General features: G+C 72.6%; 25 protein-coding genes and 1 riboswitch. Of the genes, 21 read left to right on the top strand and 4 right to left on the bottom strand.

Annotated features, from left to right (window positions below):
- Positions 1 to 49: 49 nt before the first annotated feature.
- Positions 50 to 1,135, bottom strand: a complete 1,086-nt coding sequence (locus JM664_RS11775) for a DegT/DnrJ/EryC1/StrS family aminotransferase (RefSeq protein WP_227420125.1) — start codon at positions 1,133 to 1,135, stop codon at positions 50 to 52.
- On the bottom strand, positions 1,132 to 1,545 hold the full coding sequence (locus JM664_RS11770) for a sugar 3,4-ketoisomerase (protein ID WP_227420124.1): 414 nt from the start codon (positions 1,543 to 1,545) through the stop codon (positions 1,132 to 1,134). Before JM664_RS11770 ends, JM664_RS11775 begins: the two co-directional genes overlap by 4 nt.
- 309 nt (positions 1,546 to 1,854) lie before the next feature.
- Here JM664_RS11770 and JM664_RS18885 point away from each other — a divergent pair, with 309 nt between their 5' ends.
- The 21 genes from JM664_RS18885 (at position 1,855) to ureG (ending at position 16,542) form a co-directional block, all read left to right on the top strand.
- Positions 1,855 to 2,310 carry an acyltransferase gene (locus tag JM664_RS18885; protein ID WP_319637528.1) on the top strand — a complete coding sequence of 152 codons (456 nt, stop codon included), beginning with the start codon at positions 1,855 to 1,857 and terminating at the stop codon, positions 2,308 to 2,310.
- A gap of 86 nt (positions 2,311 to 2,396) precedes the next feature.
- A complete protein-coding gene (gene rfbA / locus JM664_RS11755) occupies positions 2,397 to 3,266 on the top strand; it encodes a glucose-1-phosphate thymidylyltransferase RfbA (protein ID WP_227420123.1) in 870 nt (289 codons plus the stop codon).
- 174 nt (positions 3,267 to 3,440) lie between these two features.
- A riboswitch (TPP riboswitch) is annotated at positions 3,441 to 3,541 on the top strand.
- A 55-nt stretch (positions 3,542 to 3,596) separates the two neighbouring features.
- A complete protein-coding gene (gene thiD, locus JM664_RS11750) occupies positions 3,597 to 4,400 on the top strand; it encodes a bifunctional hydroxymethylpyrimidine kinase/phosphomethylpyrimidine kinase (RefSeq protein ID WP_227420122.1) in 804 nt (267 codons plus the stop codon).
- Complete coding sequence (locus JM664_RS11745) at positions 4,397 to 5,374, top strand: FAD-dependent oxidoreductase (protein ID WP_227420121.1); 978 nt, start codon at positions 4,397 to 4,399, stop codon at positions 5,372 to 5,374. The genes thiD and JM664_RS11745 overlap by 4 nt, the downstream gene beginning before the upstream one ends.
- A complete protein-coding gene (thiS, locus tag JM664_RS11740) occupies positions 5,358 to 5,555 on the top strand; it encodes a sulfur carrier protein ThiS (RefSeq protein ID WP_227420120.1) in 198 nt (65 codons plus the stop codon). Before JM664_RS11745 ends, thiS begins: the two co-directional genes overlap by 17 nt.
- 1 nt (position 5,556) lies before the next feature.
- The gene (locus tag JM664_RS11735; protein WP_227420119.1) at positions 5,557 to 6,327 is read left to right on the top strand and encodes a thiazole synthase; all 771 of its coding nucleotides are present in this window, start codon (positions 5,557 to 5,559) and stop codon (positions 6,325 to 6,327) included.
- The gene (locus JM664_RS11730; protein WP_227420118.1) at positions 6,324 to 6,920 is read left to right on the top strand and encodes a thiamine phosphate synthase; all 597 of its coding nucleotides are present in this window, start codon (positions 6,324 to 6,326) and stop codon (positions 6,918 to 6,920) included. Before JM664_RS11735 ends, JM664_RS11730 begins: the two co-directional genes overlap by 4 nt.
- A complete protein-coding gene (locus JM664_RS11725) occupies positions 6,917 to 7,900 on the top strand; it encodes a HesA/MoeB/ThiF family protein (RefSeq protein ID WP_227420117.1) in 984 nt (327 codons plus the stop codon). The genes JM664_RS11730 and JM664_RS11725 overlap by 4 nt, the downstream gene beginning before the upstream one ends.
- Entirely contained in the window at positions 7,897 to 8,832 is a 936-nt protein-coding gene (locus tag JM664_RS11720) for an ABC transporter substrate-binding protein (protein ID WP_227420116.1), read from the top strand. Before JM664_RS11725 ends, JM664_RS11720 begins: the two co-directional genes overlap by 4 nt.
- 8 nt (positions 8,833 to 8,840) lie before the next feature.
- A complete protein-coding gene (gene tenA / locus JM664_RS11715; RefSeq protein WP_227420135.1) occupies positions 8,841 to 9,512 on the top strand; it encodes a thiaminase II in 672 nt (223 codons plus the stop codon).
- A complete protein-coding gene (locus tag JM664_RS11710; protein ID WP_227420115.1) occupies positions 9,509 to 10,231 on the top strand; it encodes an ABC transporter ATP-binding protein in 723 nt (240 codons plus the stop codon). Before tenA ends, JM664_RS11710 begins: the two co-directional genes overlap by 4 nt.
- The gene (locus tag JM664_RS11705) at positions 10,228 to 10,980 is read left to right on the top strand and encodes an ABC transporter permease (protein ID WP_227420114.1); all 753 of its coding nucleotides are present in this window, start codon (positions 10,228 to 10,230) and stop codon (positions 10,978 to 10,980) included. Before JM664_RS11710 ends, JM664_RS11705 begins: the two co-directional genes overlap by 4 nt.
- A 154-nt stretch (positions 10,981 to 11,134) precedes the next feature.
- A complete protein-coding gene (locus JM664_RS11700; RefSeq protein ID WP_227420113.1) occupies positions 11,135 to 11,950 on the top strand; it encodes an urease accessory protein UreD in 816 nt (271 codons plus the stop codon).
- A 10-nt stretch (positions 11,951 to 11,960) separates the two neighbouring features.
- Positions 11,961 to 12,263, top strand: coding sequence for an urease subunit gamma (locus tag JM664_RS11695; RefSeq protein ID WP_227420112.1), 303 nt, complete (start codon positions 11,961 to 11,963; stop codon positions 12,261 to 12,263).
- Between the two features lie 14 nt (positions 12,264 to 12,277).
- Positions 12,278 to 12,433 carry a hypothetical protein gene (locus JM664_RS11690; RefSeq protein ID WP_227420111.1) on the top strand — a complete coding sequence of 52 codons (156 nt, stop codon included), beginning with the start codon at positions 12,278 to 12,280 and terminating at the stop codon, positions 12,431 to 12,433.
- The gene (locus JM664_RS11685) at positions 12,430 to 12,735 is read left to right on the top strand and encodes an urease subunit beta (protein WP_227420110.1); all 306 of its coding nucleotides are present in this window, start codon (positions 12,430 to 12,432) and stop codon (positions 12,733 to 12,735) included. The genes JM664_RS11690 and JM664_RS11685 overlap by 4 nt, the downstream gene beginning before the upstream one ends.
- Positions 12,735 to 14,441: an urease subunit alpha gene (ureC, locus tag JM664_RS11680; RefSeq protein ID WP_227420109.1), complete on the top strand. Its 1,707-nt coding sequence runs from the start codon at positions 12,735 to 12,737 to the stop codon at positions 14,439 to 14,441. Before JM664_RS11685 ends, ureC begins: the two co-directional genes overlap by 1 nt.
- Positions 14,442 to 14,558: 117 nt before the next feature.
- Positions 14,559 to 14,783, top strand: coding sequence for a hypothetical protein (locus JM664_RS11675; protein ID WP_227420108.1), 225 nt, complete (start codon positions 14,559 to 14,561; stop codon positions 14,781 to 14,783).
- Between the two features lie 16 nt (positions 14,784 to 14,799).
- Positions 14,800 to 15,261, top strand: coding sequence for an urease accessory protein UreE (locus JM664_RS11670; RefSeq protein WP_227420107.1), 462 nt, complete (start codon positions 14,800 to 14,802; stop codon positions 15,259 to 15,261).
- Positions 15,254 to 15,898, top strand: coding sequence for an urease accessory protein UreF (locus JM664_RS11665; protein ID WP_227420106.1), 645 nt, complete (start codon positions 15,254 to 15,256; stop codon positions 15,896 to 15,898). Before JM664_RS11670 ends, JM664_RS11665 begins: the two co-directional genes overlap by 8 nt.
- Positions 15,895 to 16,542 carry an urease accessory protein UreG gene (ureG, locus tag JM664_RS11660; protein ID WP_227420105.1) on the top strand — a complete coding sequence of 216 codons (648 nt, stop codon included), beginning with the start codon at positions 15,895 to 15,897 and terminating at the stop codon, positions 16,540 to 16,542. Before JM664_RS11665 ends, ureG begins: the two co-directional genes overlap by 4 nt.
- Positions 16,543 to 16,675: 133 nt before the next feature.
- On the opposite strand, the gene JM664_RS11655 is transcribed toward ureG, so the two are convergent.
- Positions 16,676 to 17,524: a VPLPA-CTERM sorting domain-containing protein gene (locus tag JM664_RS11655; protein WP_227420104.1), complete on the bottom strand. Its 849-nt coding sequence runs from the start codon at positions 17,522 to 17,524 to the stop codon at positions 16,676 to 16,678.
- 43 nt (positions 17,525 to 17,567) lie between these two features.
- On the bottom strand, positions 17,568 to 18,557 hold the full coding sequence (gene galE / locus JM664_RS11650; RefSeq protein ID WP_227420103.1) for a UDP-glucose 4-epimerase GalE: 990 nt from the start codon (positions 18,555 to 18,557) through the stop codon (positions 17,568 to 17,570).
- Positions 18,558 to 18,671: the final 114 nt, after the last annotated feature.

Below are 18,671 nucleotides of genomic sequence, written 5' to 3'. Positions count from 1 at the left end.
CCCTCTTCAACTTGGCGATCTCGTAGAGGTGCCTTTATCAATTGCCTGTTCACTCCTGGACGGCGGCGACCACCCGGCGGGCGTCGGTGGGGTCGAGGTGGGGGCCGATCGGCAGGCTCAGCACCTCGTCCGCGAGGCGTCGGGCGAGGGGCAGGTCGTCGGGCGCGATCCCGGCGTCGGCGTAGGCCTGCTGCATGTGCGGCGGGATCGGGTAGTGGATCAGCGTGCCCACCCCGGCCTCGGCCAGCCGGGCCTGCAGCGCGTCGCGCTCGGGCGTCGCGACGACGTAGAGGTGCCAGGCGGGCTCGGCCCAGTCCGGTACGCGGGGCAGGGCGAGGCCGGTCTCGGCCAGCCCCTCGGAATAGAGCGCGGCGATGGCGCGGCGTCGGTCGGTCCAGGCGTCGAGATGGCCGAGCTTGACCGACAGGATCGCCGCCTGGATCGGGTCGAGGCGGCTGTTGGCGCCGCGCTCGACGTTCACATACTTGCGCTCGGAGCCGTAGTTGCCGAGCCGCCGGATGCGGGCCGCGAGGTCGGCGTCGTCGGTGGTGACCGCGCCCGCGTCGCCGAAGGCGCCGAGGTTCTTGCCCGGATAGAAGCTCCAGCAGACCACGTCGCCGTGGGCGCCCACGGGCCGGCCCCTGTAGCGCGCACCGTGCGCCTGCGCCGCGTCCTCGACCACGCGGAGGCCGCGCGCGCGGGCGAGCGCCAGGATCGGGTCGAGGTCGGCGGGCTGGCCGTAGAGATGCACCGGCAGGAGAACGCGCGTGCGGGGCGTCAACGCGGCCTCGACCCGGGCGGGGTCGATGTTGTGGGTGGCGGGGTCGGGCTCGACCGGCACCGGCGTGGCGCCGACCGCGCTGACGGCGAGCCAGGTGGCGATGTAGGTGTTCGACGGCACCACCACCTCGTCCCCCGGCCCCACGTCGAGCGCCCGGAGCGCGAGGATCAGCGCGTCGAGCCCGTTGCCGAGGCCCACGCAATGCGCCGCGCCGGTGTAGCGCGCCCACGCGGCCTCGAACCGCGCCACCTCCTCGCCGCCGATGTACCAGCCGCTGGCGAGCGCGCGGGCGACGGCGGCGTCGATCTCGTCCTTCAGTTCGCGGTAGGTGGCGCCGAGGTCGAGGAACGTCATCCACCGATTCCTTGAGCATGAAGGAATTCGTCGTAATCTCGATAATAGTCTGCCTCGTCATAGAGATTCGAGGCGAGCACTAGGCAGACTGCGCCAGAGGAAAAGTTGTCCAATTCGCGCCAGATCATAGGACAAACATAGATTCCGTTGTAAGAGCGGTTCAAATGCACTCGCTTCTTTTCCCGTCCGTCGTCGAGCACAGCATCGAAGCTGCCTGACATGGCAATGATTAGTTGCGAAAGGTCCTTGTGTGCATGCCCGCCGCGTTCTGCCCCGCCTGGTACGTCATAGAGGTAGTAGACCCGTCGGATGTCGAAGGGGATATGACTGCCCCCCTCAATAAAGGTGAGATTACCGCGTGGATCAGAGATCTTCGGTAGATCCAGAACTTTACAACGATGGATTGACATAGTTCATTAGCCTTCGTTCTCAGTCCGTAAGTTGCGGAACTCTGAGGCGTGAGATCAAGATTCCGATTGGGTCATCGCGCCCGCCCTGCAGCCCCGCACCGAGAACACACCTCGTTTCTCACCTCACCATCGCGGCCTGGGTCGGGACGGTCTGCTCGTGCGCCTGTCGTCGTCACCGGCCTGCCTTCCGAAGGGGATCGCGGGGCGGACCATAGCCGCGCCCCGTCGCAACCGGCAAGGGCAGCGGCCTCCGCCTTTCGCGGCAGGCGCGATTGGCATAGGCCGGAGGACGGAAATGGGAGGCGAGGCATGACGATACACCGGCTGGCCGACGTGATGACCGACGCGATCGGCGCGGGGACGCGGATCTGGCAGTTCGTCGTGGTGCTCGAGGGGGCGCGGATCGGGCGCGACTGCAACATCTGCGCGCAGTGCCTGATCGAGGGCGACGTGGTCGTGGGCGACCGGGTCACGGTCAAGAGCGGGGTGCAGCTCTGGGACGGGCTGCGGGTGGGCGACGACGTCTTCATCGGCCCCAACGCCACCTTCACCAACGACCTCTTCCCGCGCAGCCGGCAGCGCCCGGAGGCGTTCGCGCGGACGTTGATCGAGGACGGCGCCTCGATCGGCGCCAACGCCACGATCCTCGCCGGCCTCACCATCGGGGCGGGGGCGATGGTGGGCGCGGGCGCGGTGGTGACGAAGTCCGTACCGCCGGGCGCCGTCGTCGTCGGCAACCCGGCGCGGACCCTTCGCGAGGGCTAGGGCGGCGTTCACGATACCGTCCTTCGCGGGGCAGACGGCCGCGGGGCGACCTGCTATGGCCCGGGCGAACAGGCGAGAGGACGGGTATGCGGCGCAAGGGGATCATTCTGGCGGGCGGATCGGGCACGCGGCTCTATCCCATCACCATGGGCGTCTCGAAGCAGCTCCTGCCGATCTACGACAAGCCGATGATCTACTATCCGCTGAGCGTCCTGATGCTGGCCGGCATCCGCGAGATCGCGATCATCACCACCCCCGGCGACCAGGACCAGTTCCGCCGCCTGCTGCAGGACGGCTCGCAGTGGGGCCTGAGCTTCGAGTGGATCGTGCAGCCCGAGCCCGAGGGGCTGGCGCAGGCCTACCTGCTCGCCCGCGACTTCCTCGACGGCGCGCCCTCGGCGATGGTGCTGGGCGACAACATCTTCTTCGGCCACGGCCTGCCCGGGCTGATGGCCGAGGCCGACCGGCGCGAGCAGGGCGGCACCGTCTTCGGCTACTACGTCGCCGACCCCGAGCGCTACGGCGTGGTCGACTTCGACGGCGATCGGGTGAAGGGCATCGTGGAAAAGCCCGAGGTGCCGCCCTCGCATTATGCCGTCACCGGGCTCTACTTCCTCGACGGGACCGCGCCCGAACGCGCGGCCGAGGTGCGCCCCTCGGCGCGCGGCGAGCTCGAGATCACCACGCTCCTCGAGATGTATCTCGCCGACGGGCAGCTCGACGTGCAGAAGATGGGCCGCGGCTATGCCTGGCTCGACACCGGCACCCATGCGAGCCTGCTCGACGCCGGCAACTTCGTGCGCACCCTGACCGACCGGCAGGGCCTGCAGACCGGCAGCCCCGACGAGATCGCCTGGCGGCAGGGCTGGATCTCCGACGCGGCGCTCGCCGAGCGCGCCGCGCTCTTCGGCAAGACCGCCTACGGCCGCTACCTGGACGCCCTGCCGCGGAGCTGATCCGCTGGCCCTGGTGCACAGCACGAGAGACGGGAAGCGCCTGCACGCCGCCGGCCGGGGACTTTCTCGCGTGCCCTACCGGCCCGCGTCGCGCCGCAGATGAAAGCCCTGCATCGTGCCGGCCGCCGCGCACCTCGCGCGCTTGCACCCCGATCCTCCGCTGGCTAGGGTTCGCGACATCCGTTGGGGTGTCCCGTCCGGGGCTGAGAGGCGCGAGCCAACCCATCGAACCTGATCCGGGCAATGCCGGCGTAGGGAACGGAGAACGATCTGGCCCGGCTGAATGCCCGGCGCCTTTTCCTCCTCCCCCCTGACCGGCCGGGGGAAGAGATGACGCCGCATCCATCGGCACTGACGATCGCGGGCTCGGACAGCGGCGGCGGCGCCGGCATCCAGGCCGATCTCAAGACGTTCTCGGCGCTCGGCGTCTACGGCACGAGCGCGGTCACCGCTGTCACCGCGCAGAACACGCGCGGCGTCTCGGCGGTCGAGACCGTGTCGCCCGCCATGGTCGCGGCACAGATCGCGGCGGTGCTCGAGGACATCCCGCCGGGCGCGATCAAGATCGGGATGCTGGCCTCGCCCGACATCGTCGCCGCGGTCGCCGCCGCGCTCGAGGGCCATGGCGGGCCGGTGGTCCTCGACCCGGTCATGGTCGCGAAGTCCGGCGATCCGCTCCTGACCGCCGAGGCCGAGACGGCCCTCGTCGAGCGGCTGCTCGGCCGCGCGGACATCCTGACGCCGAACCTCCCCGAGGCCGCGCGCCTGCTCGGCCGCGCGCCCGCGCGCGACGCGCAGGAGGCGGAGGCGCAGGGGCGGGCGCTGCTCGACCTCGGCGCGCGGGCGGTGCTGATGAAGGGCGGGCACGCGGCGGGGCCGTCCTGCATCGACCGGTTGGTGACGCGGGAGGGCGTCGTCGCGCTCGAGCAGCCGCGGCTCGCCACCCGCAACACGCACGGCACGGGATGCTCGCTCTCGTCGGCCATCGCGGCGGAGCTCGCCAAGGGCGCCGCGGCGGAGGAGGCGGTGCGCCGCGCGCAGGCCTGGCTGCATCGGGCGATCGCCGGGGCGGACCGGCTGGGGATCGGCGGCGGGCACGGCCCGGTCCATCACTTCCACGCGGTCTGGCCGTGACGCGGGCGCGCGTCCTTGGCGCCGGCGTCGCCGGGCTCTGCGTGGCCACCGAGCTCGTCGCGCGGGGCTGCAAGGTGTCGGTCGTCGATCCCGCGCCCCGGCCCGGCCCGCATGGCTGCTCGTGGTGGGCAGGGGGCATGCTCGCCCCCTTCTGCGAGGGGGAGGCGGCCGAGGAACCCGTGGTGCGGCTGGGGCGCGAGGCCGCCGGCTGGTGGCGGCGCCAGGGCGTCGCGGTCGAGGGGCGCGGCACGCTCGTTGTGACGCTCGGCCGGGACCGGCGCGAGCTCGACCGCTTCGCGAGGCGCACGGAGGGCCACCGGATGCTCGACGAGGCCGCCCTCGCCGCGCTCGAGCCCGAGCTCGCGGGCCGCTTCGACCGGGCGCTCTACTTCCCGGACGAGGCGCATCTCGATCCGCGCGCGGCGCTCGGCCACCTGCGCGACCGGCTGGCGGGAGAGGGCGTCGCCTTCGCCGCCGAGCCCGGCGGACCGGCGGACCTCACCTTCGACTGCCGCGGCCTCGCGGCGCGCGACGTCCTGCCGGACCTGCGCGGGGTCAAGGGCGAGATGGCGGTGCTGCGCGCGCCCGAGATCCGCCTCACCCGCCCCGTGCGCCTGCTCCATCCGCGCTTTCCGCTCTACGTGGTGCCGCGCGGCGACGGGCGCTTCATGCTGGGCGCGACCCAGATCGAGAGCGATGAGCGCGTGCGCCGCGTCCGCTCGGTGCTGGAGCTGCTCTCCGCGGCCTATGCGCTGCACCCGGCCTTCGGCGAGGCCGAGCTCGTGGAGATCGGCGCCGACGCCCGCCCCGCCTTTCCCGACAACCTGCCGCGCCTCGGGCGGCGCGGCGACACGATCCACGTCAACGGCCTCTTCCGCCACGGCTTTTTGCTCGCGCCCGCGCTGGCGCGGATGGCGGCGGAGGCGGCCTCCGACGGGACGAGACCGGAGCTTTGGCATGAAGATCATGGTTAACGGCGAGGGGCGCGACGTCAGCGCCGAGACCCTCGCCGCCCTTCTCGACGAGCTTGGCTACGGCGACGGCCGCGTCGCCACGGCGCTGAACGAGGACTTCGTGCCGGCGGCGGCACGGGGCGCGACGCGGCTCGCCCCCGGCGACCGGGTCGAGGTCGTGGCGCCGCGGCAGGGGGGCTGAGATGCGGCTCTACGGCACCGAGATCGCTTCGCGCCTGATGCTGGGGACGGCACAGTATCCCTCGCCCGCGGCGCTCGGCGAGGCGTTCCGCCGCTCGGGCGCGGGCATCGCCACCGTCTCCGTCCGGCGCGAGGCGGGGGGCGAGCGCGCGGGCGCCGCCTTCTGGGACCTCATCCGCGAGCTGGGCGTCCAGATCCTGCCGAACACCGCCGGCTGCCATTCGGCGCGCGAGGCGGTGACGACGGCGCGGATGGCGCGCGAGCTCTTCGACACGAATTGGATCAAGCTCGAGGTCATCGGCCACGCCGACACGCTGCAGCCCGACCCGTTCGGCCTCGTCGAGGCGGCGCGGATCCTGACGGACGACGGTTTCCAGGTCTTTCCCTACACGACCGAGGACGTGGTGCTGGCCGACCGGCTGCTCGCCGCCGGGTGCGAGGTGCTGATGCCCTGGGGCGCGCCGATCGGCACGGGTCTCGGCCTGACAAACATCTACGGCCTCCGCACCCTCCGGGCGCAGTTCCCGGACGTGCCGATGGTGGTCGATGCGGGCCTCGGCCTGCCGAGCCAGGCGGCGATGGCGATGGAGATGGGCTACGACGCGGTCCTGCTGAACACGGCGGTGGCGAAGGCGGGCGATCCGGCGGCGATGGCCGAGGGCTTCGCCAGGGCGGTCGAGGCGGGGCGGCTCGCCTGTGAGGCCGACCCGATGGAGCCGCGCGACATGGCCGCGCCCTCGACCCCGGTGATCGGGCGGGCGTTCCTGGAATGACGCTCGACCGCTTCTACCCGATCTTCGATGGCCTCGGCTGGCTCGAGCGCACCCTGCCGCTTGGCGTGCGCCTCGTGCAGCTCAGGCTCAAGGACCTGTCCGAGGCGGAGCTGCACGAGATCGTCCCGGAGGCACAGGCGCTCTGCCGGCGGCACGGCGCGGTGCTGGTCGTGAACGACCACTGGCGCATCGCGATCGACGCGGGTTGCGACTGGGTACATCTGGGGCAGGAGGACCTCGACACCGCAGACCTCGGTGCGGTCCGGCGGGCGGGTCTGAGGCTCGGGATCAGCACGCACGACCATGCCGAACTCGACCGGGCGCTCTCGCTCGCGCCCGACTACGTGGCGCTGGGGCCGGTCTATCCGACGATCCTCAAGAAGATGAAGTGGCACGAGCAGGGCCTCGGCCGCGTCGCCGAATGGAAGCGCCTGGTGGGCGATCTGCCCCTCGTCGCCATCGGCGGGATGACCCCCGGCCGCGCCACAGGCGCCTTCGCGGCCGGGGCCGACATCGTCTCGGCGGTCACCGACATCACCCTCAATGACGACCCGGAGGGCCAAGTGCGCCGTTGGATCGAGGCGACGCGATGAGCCGCTACGCCCGCCAGGTCGCGGTGCCGGAGCTGGGCGCGGCGGGGCAGGCGCGGCTCGGCGCGGCGCGGGTGCTGGTCGTGGGCGCGGGCGGGCTGGCGGCGCCGGTCCTGCAGTATCTCGGCGGGGCTGGAGTGGGGCGGATCCGGCTCGTCGATCCCGACCGGGTGGAGGCGACGAACCTCCACCGCCAGACGCTCTTCCGCGAAGCCGACATCGGGCGCCCCAAGGCCGAGGTCGCGGCCGCCGCCGTTGCCGCACTGAACGCCGACTGCGGCGTGGAGCCGGTCGTCGCGGCGCTCGACCCCGCCAACGCCGCCGCACTCTGCGAGGGGGTCGACCTGGTCCTCGACTGCGCCGACAGCTTCGCGGCGAGCTACGTCCTCTCCGACATCTGCCGCGAGGCGGGCCTGCCGCTCGTGAGCGCGTCGGTGATCGGGACGGAGGGCTACGCCGGCGCCTTCTGCGGCGGCGCCCCGAGCCTCCGCGCGGTCTTCCCCGACCTGCCGCAGCGCCTCGGCTCCTGCGCCGAGGACGGGGTGCTGGGGCCGGTCGTGGGCATCCTCGGCGCGCTCCAGGCGCAGATGGCGCTGGCGCTCCTCGCGGGCATTGCGCCCTCGCCGCTGGGCCGGATCGTCACCGTCGACGCGCTGACCCTCCGCTTCGGCGGCTTCCGCTTCGACGCGGCCCCCGAGCCCGCGCGCCAGCCGCGCTTCCTCGCGCCCTCCGGGATCGCGGCGGGCGACTTCCTCGTCGACCTGCGCGCCGAGGACGAGGCGCCGCTGGTCCACGCGGCCGCCCGCCGCCTGCCCGTCGCCGCCTTCGGACCGGACGGGCCGGTGCCCGCCACGGGCCAGCGCGCCGTCCTCTGCTGCCGCACCGGCCTGCGCTCGTGGCAGGCGGCCGAACGCCTCGCCGCCGTCTGGGACGGCGACATCCGCCTCGTCGCCCTCGGCGACCCGACAGGAGAGACCCGATGAAAGCCAGCCTGACCATCCTCGCGCTCCTCGCCGCGACGCCCGCCGCCGCGCAGGACCGGATGACCCTGATCCTCGACTGGTTCGTGAACCCCGACCACGGGCCGATCGTGGTCGCCGAGGAGCTGGGCTACTTCGAGGAGGCGGGCCTGGAGGTCGAGGTCGTCGCCCCCGCCGACCCCGCCGACCCGCCCAAGATGGCCGCCGCCGGACGCGCCGACCTCGCCATCTCCTACCAGCCGCAGCTGCACCTTCAGGTGGCCGAGGGGATGCCGCTCGTCCGCGTCGGCACGCTGGTCGCCACCCCGCTCAACTGCCTCCTGGTGCTGGAGGACGGGCCCGTCGAGGAGATCGCCGACCTCGAGGGCCGCAAGGTCGGCTTTTCGGTCGCCGGCGTCGAGGAAGCGCTCCTCTCCTCGATCCTCGAGCGGAACGGCCTCTCGATGGACGACATTGCGCTCGTCAACGTGAACTGGTCACTCTCGCCCGCGCTGATGTCGGGGCAGGTCGACGCGGTGATCGGCGCCTTCCGCAACTTCGAGCTGAACCAGATGGAGATCGAGGGCGTCCCCGGCCGCTGCTTCTACCTCGAGGAGGAGGGCCTGCCCGCCTACGACGAGCTGATCTACGTAGCCAACCCCGAGACGATGGACCGCGACGTGCTCCGCCGCTTCCTGGCCGCGACGGAGAAGGCCACGCAGTACATCGTCAACCACCCGCAGGAGAGCTGGGAGATCTTCGCCGGCACCTCGCCCGAACTGCAGGACGAACTGAACGAGCGGGCCTGGGCCGACACGATCCCGCGCTTCGCGCTCCGCCCCGAAGCGCTCGACGAAGGCCGCTATGCGCGGTTCGAGACATTCCTCGGGGAGGCGGGCCTGATCGAGGGGACGCGGCCGGTCTCCGCGCTCGCCGTCGACCTGGGGGCGGAGTGAGCTGCGGCCTGAGCTACGGGGCGACCTTCCCGCTCTGGCGCGCGGCCGCGGGCACGGCGTGGCAGGGCTATACCCGCCACCCGTTCGTCGAGGGGCTGCGTGACGGAACGCTGCCGCGGCAGGCGTTCCTGCGCTATCTCGTGCAGGACTACGTGTTCCTAGTCCACTTCTCGCGCGCCTGGGCGCTCGGCGTCACCAAGGCCGAGACGCTCGACGAGATGCGGGCCTGCGCCGCCACGGTCCACGCGCTGATCGACGAGGAGATGTGCCTCCACGTCGAGACCTGCGCCGCCGAGGGAATCTCCGAGGCCGACCTCTTCGCCGCCGAGGAGGCGCCGCAGAATCTGGCCTACACCCGCTACGTGCTCGATGCCGGCTATTCGGGCGACTTCCTCGACCTGCTGGCGGCGCTGGCGCCCTGCGTGCTGGGCTATGGCGAGATCGGCGCGCGGCTGGCGGCGGAGGCGGGCGAGACGCCATACTCCGACTGGATCGCCACCTATGCGGGCGAAAGCTACCAGGCCACCTGCCGCGACGTGGGGGCGCTCATCGACGCGGCGGTCGTGCGCCGGCTAAGCGAGGCGCCGGAGCAAAGCCCGCGCTGGCCGCGCCTCTGCGACCGCTTCCGCACCGCGACGCGGCTCGAGATCGACTTCTGGAGCATGGGCCTTTCGGCATGACCGCGCCGGCGCTGCGTGTCGCGGGCACGGCGCGGATCGGCGGCACCACCGTCTTCGGCCCGGTCGTGCTGGAGGCGCCGGGCGGACGGTGGACCTGCCTGCTCGGCCCCTCCGGCGTCGGCAAGTCCTCGCTCCTGCGGGTGATCGCGGGACTTGGCGCGGGCGTGGCATTCGCGGGCGAGGTGGCGGCGGGCGACGGCGCGCCGCTCGACGGGCGCGTGGCGCTGATGGCGCAGGACGACCTGCTGCTGCCCTGGCTCGACGCGGAGGCCAACGTCACGCTCGGCGCGCGGCTGAGGGGCAAGGCGCCGCCGCGCGCGCGGGCGCGGCACCTGCTGGCGCAGGTCGGCCTGGCGGACCACGCCGGGCGGCGCCCGCACGCGCTCTCGGGCGGGCAGCGGCAGCGCGTCGCGCTCGCCCGGACGCTGATGGAGGACCGGCCCGTCGTCCTCCTCGACGAGCCGTTCTCGGCGCTCGACGCGCGGTCGCGGGCGCAGATGCAGGACCTCTCGGCCGGGCTGCTGGCGGGGCGGACGGTGCTGCACGTCACCCACGACGCCGCCGAGGCCGCGCGGCTGGGGGACCGCGTCCTCCTGATGACCGCGGCGGGGATCGCGCCGGTCGACCCGCCGGAGGCCGCGCCGCCGCGCCCCTTCGACGCGCCCGAGACGCTCGCCTTCCAGGGCGGGCTGCTGCGGCGGCTGATGGAGGCGCGGTGAGCCGTGCCCTCCGCATCGCCGCCGTCGCGGCGCTCGGCCTCCTCGCCTGGCAGGCGCTGGTCACGCTGGCCGGGCTGCCGCGCTTCATCCTGCCGGGACCCGGCCGCGTCTTCTCGACGCTCTGGACCAGCCGCGCGCTCATCGCCGAGCATGCGCTGGTCACGGCGACGGAGGTGCTGGCGGGCCTCGGCCTCGGAGCGGCGCTCGGCTTCGCCTCGGCTATCCTGTTCGCCGCCTCGCCCGCGGCGCGGACGCTCCTGCGCCCGATGCTGGTCTTCAGCCAGGCGGTGCCGGTCTTCGCGCTGGCGCCGATCCTGACGCTATGGCTGGGCTACGGGCTCTGGTCCAAGGTCGCGATGGCGCTGCTCATCATCTATTTCCCGGTGACGTCGGGGTTCTTCGACGCGCTGATGCGGACGCCGCCCGGCTGGCTTGAGCTCGCGCGGGTGATGGGCGCCGCGCCGGGCCGCACCCTCTGGCGCATCCGCGTGCCCGCCGCGATGCCCGGCTTCGCCTCGGGCCTGCGGCTCGCCGCCGTCTACGCCCCGATCGGCGCGATCATCGGCGAGTGGGTGGGGGCGTCGCGGGGCCTGGGCTACCTCATGCTGCTGGCGAACGGCCGCGCCAGGATCGACCTGATGTTCGCGGCGCTGGTGGTGCTCGCGCTCCTGACCCTCCTCCTGCATGCCGGCGTCGACGCGGCCTGCCGCCGGCTCTGGGACGGCCGCGGTCCGGCTTCCGCCCGCTGACCGGTTCGCCCGATGCGCCGGCCGCCCGTTCCGCGGGCATCGCGCCCATGGAGCATGCAACCGGTCCGGCCCCGGGGCGGCCGGAAATCGGCGCCGATTGCCACGCTCCCGCCGCTCCCCATACTCGGGCCGATCCCGGGTCGAATAGGCGGACATGCTGCATCCCCCCGAATTCGTGCGTCCCCAGCGCAGCCACGGCGCGGCGGCGGTTGATCTCGCCACGGCGTCCGGCGCCGCCCGGGTCGAGCGGCTGGCGCAGTCGGGCTGCGCGCGGGCCTTCCTGGTGGCGGGCGCCGTGCCCGAGGTGGTGTTCGGCAACACGGCGGGCGGGCTGACCGGGGGCGACGCCCTGCGCTACGCGCTCGCCCTCGGCCCCTTCGCCGAGGCCGTGGCGACGACGCAGACGGCCGAGCGCGCCTATCGCGCGGCGGCGGGCGAGGCGAGGGTGACGGTCTCGCTCTCGGCCGGGGACGGCGCGCGGATCGCCTGGCTGCCGCAGGAGACCATCCTCTTCGACGGCGCCGCGCTCTCGCGCCGGACCAGGGTGGCGATCTCGGGCGCGGGGCGCGCGCTTCTGACCGAAACCGTGGTGCTGGGCCGCGCGGCCATGGGCGAGACGGTGCGCCGGCTCGCCTTCGCGGACCGGCGCGAGGTGCGGCTCGACGGGCGGCTGGTCTGGGCGGAGGCCCTGCGGCTCGGCCCGGACGCGCTCGCCCGCGGGGCGCAGCCGGCCCTGCTCGGGTCCGCCCGCGCGGTCGCGACCGTGGCGCTGGTCGGCCGCGGCGCCGAGGATGCGGTCGGGCCGGTGCGCCAGGCGATCGGGGAAGAGGGCGTGGAGGCCGCGGCCTCGGGATGGGACGGCAGGTGCGTCCTGCGGATCGTGGGCCAAGACGCGCTGCCGGTGCGCCGGCAGGTCCGCCGCGTGCTGACGGCACTTGGGGCCGCGCTGCCGCGGGTCTGGCAGGCTTGAGGGGCGAGGCATGAACCTGACACCGCGCGAGAAGGAGAAGCTCCTCGTCAGCCTGGCGGCGATGGTGGCGCGCGAACGGCGTGCGCGGGGCGTCCGGCTCAACCACCCCGAGGCGGTGGCGCTGATCACCGACTTCGTCGTCGAGGGCGCCCGCGACGGCCGCTCGGTGGCCGACCTGATGAGCGCCGGCGCCGAGGTGGTGCGGGCGCAGGACTGCATGGCCGGCGTGCCCGAGATGATCGACGCGGTCCAGGTCGAGGCGACCTTTCCCGACGGCACCAAGCTCGTGACCGTCCACCATCCGATCCGCTGACAGGAGACCGACCCATGCTCAGACTGGCCGCACTTTCCGCGCTCGCGGCGGGACCGGCCGCCGCCCACGGGCCCTCGGCGATCCACCTCCACCCCCACGGTGCCGAGGTGGCCATCGCCGCGCTCGCCGGCGTCGCGCTCGCCTGGCTCCTCTGGACCCGCGCGCGGTGATCCCGGGCGAGGTGATGCCGGCGCCGGGCGAGATCACGCTCAACGCCGGGCGTGAGGCGGTGACGCTGGATGTCGCAAACACCGGCGACCGACCGGTGCAGGTTGGCAGCCACTACCATTTCGCCGAGGCCAATCCCGGCCTCGCCTTCGACCGCGCGGCGGCGCGGGGGATGCGGCTCGACATCCCCGCGGGCACCGCCGTCCGCTTCGAGCCGGGCCAGACGCACGAGGTCCGGCTCGTGCCCTATGCCGGGGCACGCCGGGTCTTCGGCTTTCGCGGCCAGGTCATGGGAGCGCTCTGATGCCCCACGCCATGCCGCGCGCCGCCTATGCCACGATGTTCGGGCCGACCACCGGCGACCGGGTGCGCCTCGCCGACACCGACCTCTGGATCGAGGTCGAGCGCGACCTGACCGTCTACGGCGAGGAGGTGAAGTTCGGCGGCGGCAAGGTGATCCGCGACGGCATGGGCCAGAGCCAGATGACCCGGGCCGAGGGCGCCGTCGACACGGTCATCACCAACGCCCTGATCGTCGACCACACGGGCATCATGAAGGCCGATATCGGCCTCCGCGACGGGCGCATCGCCCGCATCGGCAAGGCCGGCAACCCCGACACCCAGCCCGGGGTCGACATCGTCATCGGCCCCGGCACCGAGGTCATCGCCGCCGAGGGCCGGATCGTCACCGCCGGCGGCTTCGACGCGCACATCCACTTCATCTGCCCGCAGCAGGTCGAGGACGCGCTGCATTCGGGCGTCACCACGATGCTCGGCGGCGGCACCGGGCCGGCGCACGGCACGCTCGCCACCACCTGCACGCCCGGCCCCTGGCACTTGGGGCGGATGCTGCAGGCGGCGGACGCGTTTCCGGTGAACCTCGCCTTCGCCGGCAAGGGCAACGCCAGCCTGCCGGGCGCGCTCGAGGAGCAGATCCTCGCCGGCGCCGCGGCGCTGAAGATGCACGAGGACTGGGGGACGACGCCGGCGGTGATCGACTGCTGCCTCAAGGTCTGCGACACGCTGGACGTGCAGGCGATGATCCACACCGACACGCTGAACGAGAGCGGCTTCGTCGAGCACACGCTGGAGGCCATCGGCGGGCGGACGATCCACGCCTACCACACCGAAGGGGCGGGCGGCGGCCACGCGCCCGACATCATCCGGCTCTGCGGCGCGCCGAACGTGATCCCCTCCTCGACCAACCCGACACGGCCCTACACGGTGAACACGATCGAGGAGCATCTCGACATGCTCATGGTCTGTCACCACCTGAGCCGCCGCATCCCCGAGGACATCGCCTTCGCCGAGAGCCGCATCCGGCGCGAGACCATCGCGGCCGAGGACATCCTGCACGACCTCGGCGCCTTCTCGATCATCTCGTCCGACAGCCAGGCGATGGGCCGGGTCGGCGAGGTCATCATCCGCACCTGGCAGACCGCCGACAAGATGAAGCGCCAGCGCGGCCGGCTGGCCGGGGAGACGGGCGAGAACGACAACCTGCGTGTCCGCCGCTATGTTGCCAAGTACACGATCAACCCGGCAATCGCACACGGGATGGCGCACGAGATCGGCTCGGTCGAGAAGGGCAAGCGCGCCGACCTGGTGCTTTGGTCGCCCGCCTTCTTCGGCGCCAAGCCCGAGATGGTACTGGTCGGCGGCTCCATCGTCTGCGCGCAGATGGGCGACCCGAACGCCTCGATCCCCGCGCAGCCCTTCTACACGCGGCCGATGTTCGGCGCCTTCGGCCGCGCGGTCGAGGCCGCCGCCGTGATCTTCGTCAGCCGTGCGGCGGCGGAGGACGGGGTGCGCGAGCGCCTCGGCCTCGCCAAGGAGACGCTGGCGGTCGCGAACTGCCGCGGCATCGGCAAGCGCGACATGGTGCTGAACGACCATTGCCCCGAGATGGAGGTCGACCCGGAGACCTACGAGGTGCGCGCCGACGGCGAGCTGCTGATCTGCGAGCCGGCAACCGAGCTGCCGCTGGCGCAGCGCTACTTCCTCTACTGATGGTGGCCTGCGTCCCGCCCCCTGCAGACCGGCCCTGCGCGACGCGGCCTGCTCCGCCGCATGCTTTGGCCTATCCTCGTCCGCAGGGGAGGAAACCAAGATCGTACGAGGTTTCCGATGGCAATGACACGTACCTACACCGGCAGCGACGCGGGCCTGCGCGCCCGTCTCGACCGGTTCTTCGCGGGGCTGGGACAAGGCTTCAACGCCTACCTCGAGTCCCGCAGCCGGATCGACGAGATCCGGCGGCTCGACGCCAGGTCCGACGCCGAGCTAGAGGCGATGGGCCTGCGGCGCGAGGACATCCCGCGCCACGTCTTCCGCGACCTGCTCTACAGCTGAGCCGCGGAATGCCGGCGTGACGGCGGAGGTCTTCTCCGACGTGCGTCGCGCCGGCCAGTGGAGCGGGGCGACGGAGAGCGTGACCCTCGCCTACGAGGACAGGCTGCTCCGCCGCCGCCGGCTCAGGACCGACGGCGGCGGCGGCATCGCGGTGGACCTGCCGCAGGTCACCGGCCTCGCCGCCGGCGACGCGCTGGCCTCGAATCGCGGCCGCCTCGTCGAGGTGCGCGCCGCCGAGGAGCCGCTGATCGAGGTCCGCGGCGACCTGCCCCGGCTCGCCTGGCACATCGGCAACCGTCACACGCCCTGCCAGGTCGGGCAGGATCGCCTGCTGATCCGCCGCGACCCGGTGCTGGCCGACATGCTGCGCAGGCTGGGGGCGGAACTTTGCGAGGTGAGGGCCCCGTTCACGCCGGAGGGCGGCGCCTACGGGCACGGCCGGACCCTGGGGCACGACCACGGCCACCACCATGAGTGACGGCGGCGCGGCGCTGCTGACGCTCGCGCGCTGGCTGTCGCCGGCCTTTCCGGTGGGCGGGTTCGCCTATTCGCACGGGCTGGAATGGACGATGGCGGCGGGCGAGGTGGGCGACGCCGCGACGCTGCGCTCCTGGGTGTCCGACGTGCTGGCGCATGGCGCGGGGCGGTGCGACGCCATCCTCCTCGCGCACGCGCTGCGGCCAGACGCCGACCTCGCGACGCTCTCCGACCTAGCCCGCGCGCTTGCCGCGTCGGCGGAACGCGCGCGGGAAACGGAGGAGCAGGGCGCGGCCTTCGCGCGCGCGGCGGGCGCGCTCACCGGCCTCGACATCGCGCCGATGCCCTATCCCGTCGCGTTCGGCGCGGCGGCCCGCGGCCTCGGCCTGCCGCCGGAGACGGTCGTCGCACACTACCTGCAGGCCTTCGCCGCGAACCTCGTGGCCGCCGCGGTGCGGTTCGTTCCCCTCGGGCAGACCGAGGGGCAGCGGGTGCTGGCCGGGCTCGCGCCGGGGATCCTGCGCCTCGCGCGCGAGGCCGCGGCGGCATCGCTCGAAGAGATCGGCACCGCCGCGTTCCGCGCCGACCTCGCCGCGATGCACCACGAGACGATGAGCCCGAGGATCTTTCGCACATGAGTTCGCCCCACGGCCCCCTGCGCGTCGGCATCGGCGGCCCGGTCGGCGCCGGCAAGACCACCCTGACCGAGCGGCTCTGCATCGCGCTCGCGCCCCGCCTCTCGATGGCGGTGGTGACGAACGACATCTACACCCGCGAGGACGCCGAGGCGCTGATGCGCGCGCAGGTGCTGCCGTCGGACCGGATTCGCGGGGTCGAGACCGGCGGCTGCCCCCACACCGCGATCCGCGAGGATGCCTCGATCAACCTCGCCGCCATCGCCGAGCTCAGGGCCGCGCACCCCGATCTCGACCTCGTGCTGATCGAGTCGGGCGGCGACAACCTCGCCGCGACCTTCAGCCCCGAGCTCGCCGACCTCACGATCTACGTCATCGACGTCGCAGCGGGGCAGGACATCCCGCGCAAGCGCGGAGCCGGGGTGGCGCGCTCGGACCTGCTCGTGGCGAACAAGGCCGACCTCGCGGTCCACGTCGGCGTCGATCTCGTCCGCTACGAGGAGGATCTGCGCGCGGCGCGGCAGGGCCGGCCGTTCGTCCTGACCCGGCTCCGCGCCGGTGACGGGGTCGACGAAATCGCGGCCTTCCTCGTACGCGAGGGCGGCCTGGAGTTGCGCCAGACCGGCGGCGTGTCCCCCTGCGGATGAAGCACCCTGACCGGGCCGGCCAGCGCGGGGCAACGCGAGAGGCGTTGTCCCCGGAAATGAAATGGCCCGCATCGGGGGATGCGGGCCATTCCGATCATGCTCTGGCGCCCGCTGCGGGCGCCAGGAGAGGCAATCAGGCCTTGCGGCGCAGTTTCCGTGCGACGCCGAGGCCGCCAAGCGCGGTGATGAGCATCACGCCCGCCGCTGGGAGCGGGATCTCGGCCTCGATGCCGGCAAGGGCGAAGTCGCCGGTGTCGTCATCGAATTGCGAGCCCGGGACGAACAGCAGCGACGCGGTGCGGAACCGCACCGACTCCGTCTCGGCATAGCCGCCGATGATGTTCGGGACCGTGAAGTCCGTGCCCGTGGCGGTCGCGAGCAGCGCGCCCTGAACGCCGCCGGTATAGTCGTAGACGAACATCTGCTCGGGCGTCTGGTCCTGCGCGTTCAGCCTGTACAGGTCGAGCCCGAAGCCCTTCTGGAAGTAGATCGACTTGGCGAAGGTCAGGATCAGCGCCTCGCCCCGGCCAACCTGGTTCTCGTCGTCCGACACGCGATCGAACGAGCCGATGCCGTCACCGTCGAGCAAGAGCGGCGAGACGGGCTTGTTGTTGCCGTCGAATCCGTTGTCATCCAGCTGGAACGGCGCCGGCGCCGCATCGCCGAAGTTGTAGCTCAACCGCCTTGTGGTGGGCGTCAGTGTCCAGCCGACCCCCTGGAAGGTGCCTACGGCCTGAGTCGCGGTAGATCCCGCCCCGAAGGTGCTCAAGTCGGTGAAGTCGAGTATACCAGCGGAGGCAGAGAACGTGCCGGCCAGGCCGAACGTCGCTGCGAGCGCTGTTCTTTTCAGAGTTCTCATCATGGTCGCCACCCTTCGAAATAAGTTCGTTACCCAGCCGCACCGCTTATCTGGACGTAATTGCCCTTCTGACCCCAAGCCGGTCACGACTTCCCCTGACGTTAACACGACGTTCAGATTCAACCTAGCGTCTTGTGAATGCGCGCGCGGCGATTCGGGGGGTGTATCAGCGCGTGTAGCCGGGCCGCTGGTGCCAGGCCCAGGCGTCGGCGATCATGGTGGGCATGTCCGACCGGACCGGCCGCCAGCCGAGCTCCTCGGTGGCGCGGCGGCTGCCCGAGACGAGACGCACGGCGTCGCCCGCGCGGCGCGGCCCCGCCTCGACCGGCACCGGCCGGTTGGTGACGGCGCGGCTGGCGTCGACCACCTCGCGCACCGAGAAGCCGGTCCCCGTGCCGAGGTTGTAGAGGCGCGATCCGCCGCCCTGCAGCAGGCGCTCGAGTCCCGCAAGGTGCGCCGCGACCAGGTCCGTGACATGGACGTAGTCGCGGATCGCGGTGCCGTCGGGGGTGGGATAGTCGGTGCCGTGGATCGTCAGCGCCGGCCGGCGGCCGCAGATCGCGTCGAGCATCAGCGGCACAAGGTGCGTCTCGGGGCGGTGGAACTCACCCACCTCCGCCTCCGGGTCGGCGCCGGCCACGTTGAAGTAGCGGAAGATCACCGAGGTCAGCCCGTGCGCCGCCCCGAAGTCGCGCGCCATGTCCTCGATCGCCCGCTTCGAGGCGCCGTAGGCGTTGATCGGCGCGGCGGCGCAATCCTCGTCCAGCGTCACGCCGTCCTGGTCGCCGTAGACCGCGCAGGTCGAGGAGAAGACCAGCCGGTCGCAGCCCGCCGCCAGCATCGCCTCGAAGAGCGCGAGCGATCCGCCCACGTTGTCGCGCCAGTATTTCCCCGGGTCCCGCGCGCTCTCGCCCACGTCCGAGCGGGCGGCGAAGTGCATGACCGCCGCGGGGGCATGCCGGGCGAAGACCTCGTCGAGCCGCGCGCGGTCCATGAGGTCGCCGCGCTCCAGTGGGCCGAAGCGCACCGCCTCCTCCCAGCCGGTCGAGATGTCGTCGTAGGTGACGGGCGTGTAGCCGGCCCGCGCGAGCGCCTTGCAGGCGTGGCTGCCGATGTAGCCGGCGCCGCCGGTGACCAGGATCGTCTCGCCGCTCATTCCCGTTCCCGCTCCGCTTCGAAGGACTGGTTCCCGCTCATGCCCTGACGAGGCCGAGCTGCTCGAGCTTGAGCAGGACCTGATGGGCGCAGTAGTCGACCTCCTGGCCCTCGG

The organism is Roseitranquillus sediminis, from assembly GCF_016918935.1.
Lineage (GTDB): Bacteria > Pseudomonadota > Alphaproteobacteria > Rhodobacterales > Rhodobacteraceae > Roseitranquillus > Roseitranquillus sediminis.
This window is presented reverse-complemented; position numbering and strand designations above follow the sequence as displayed.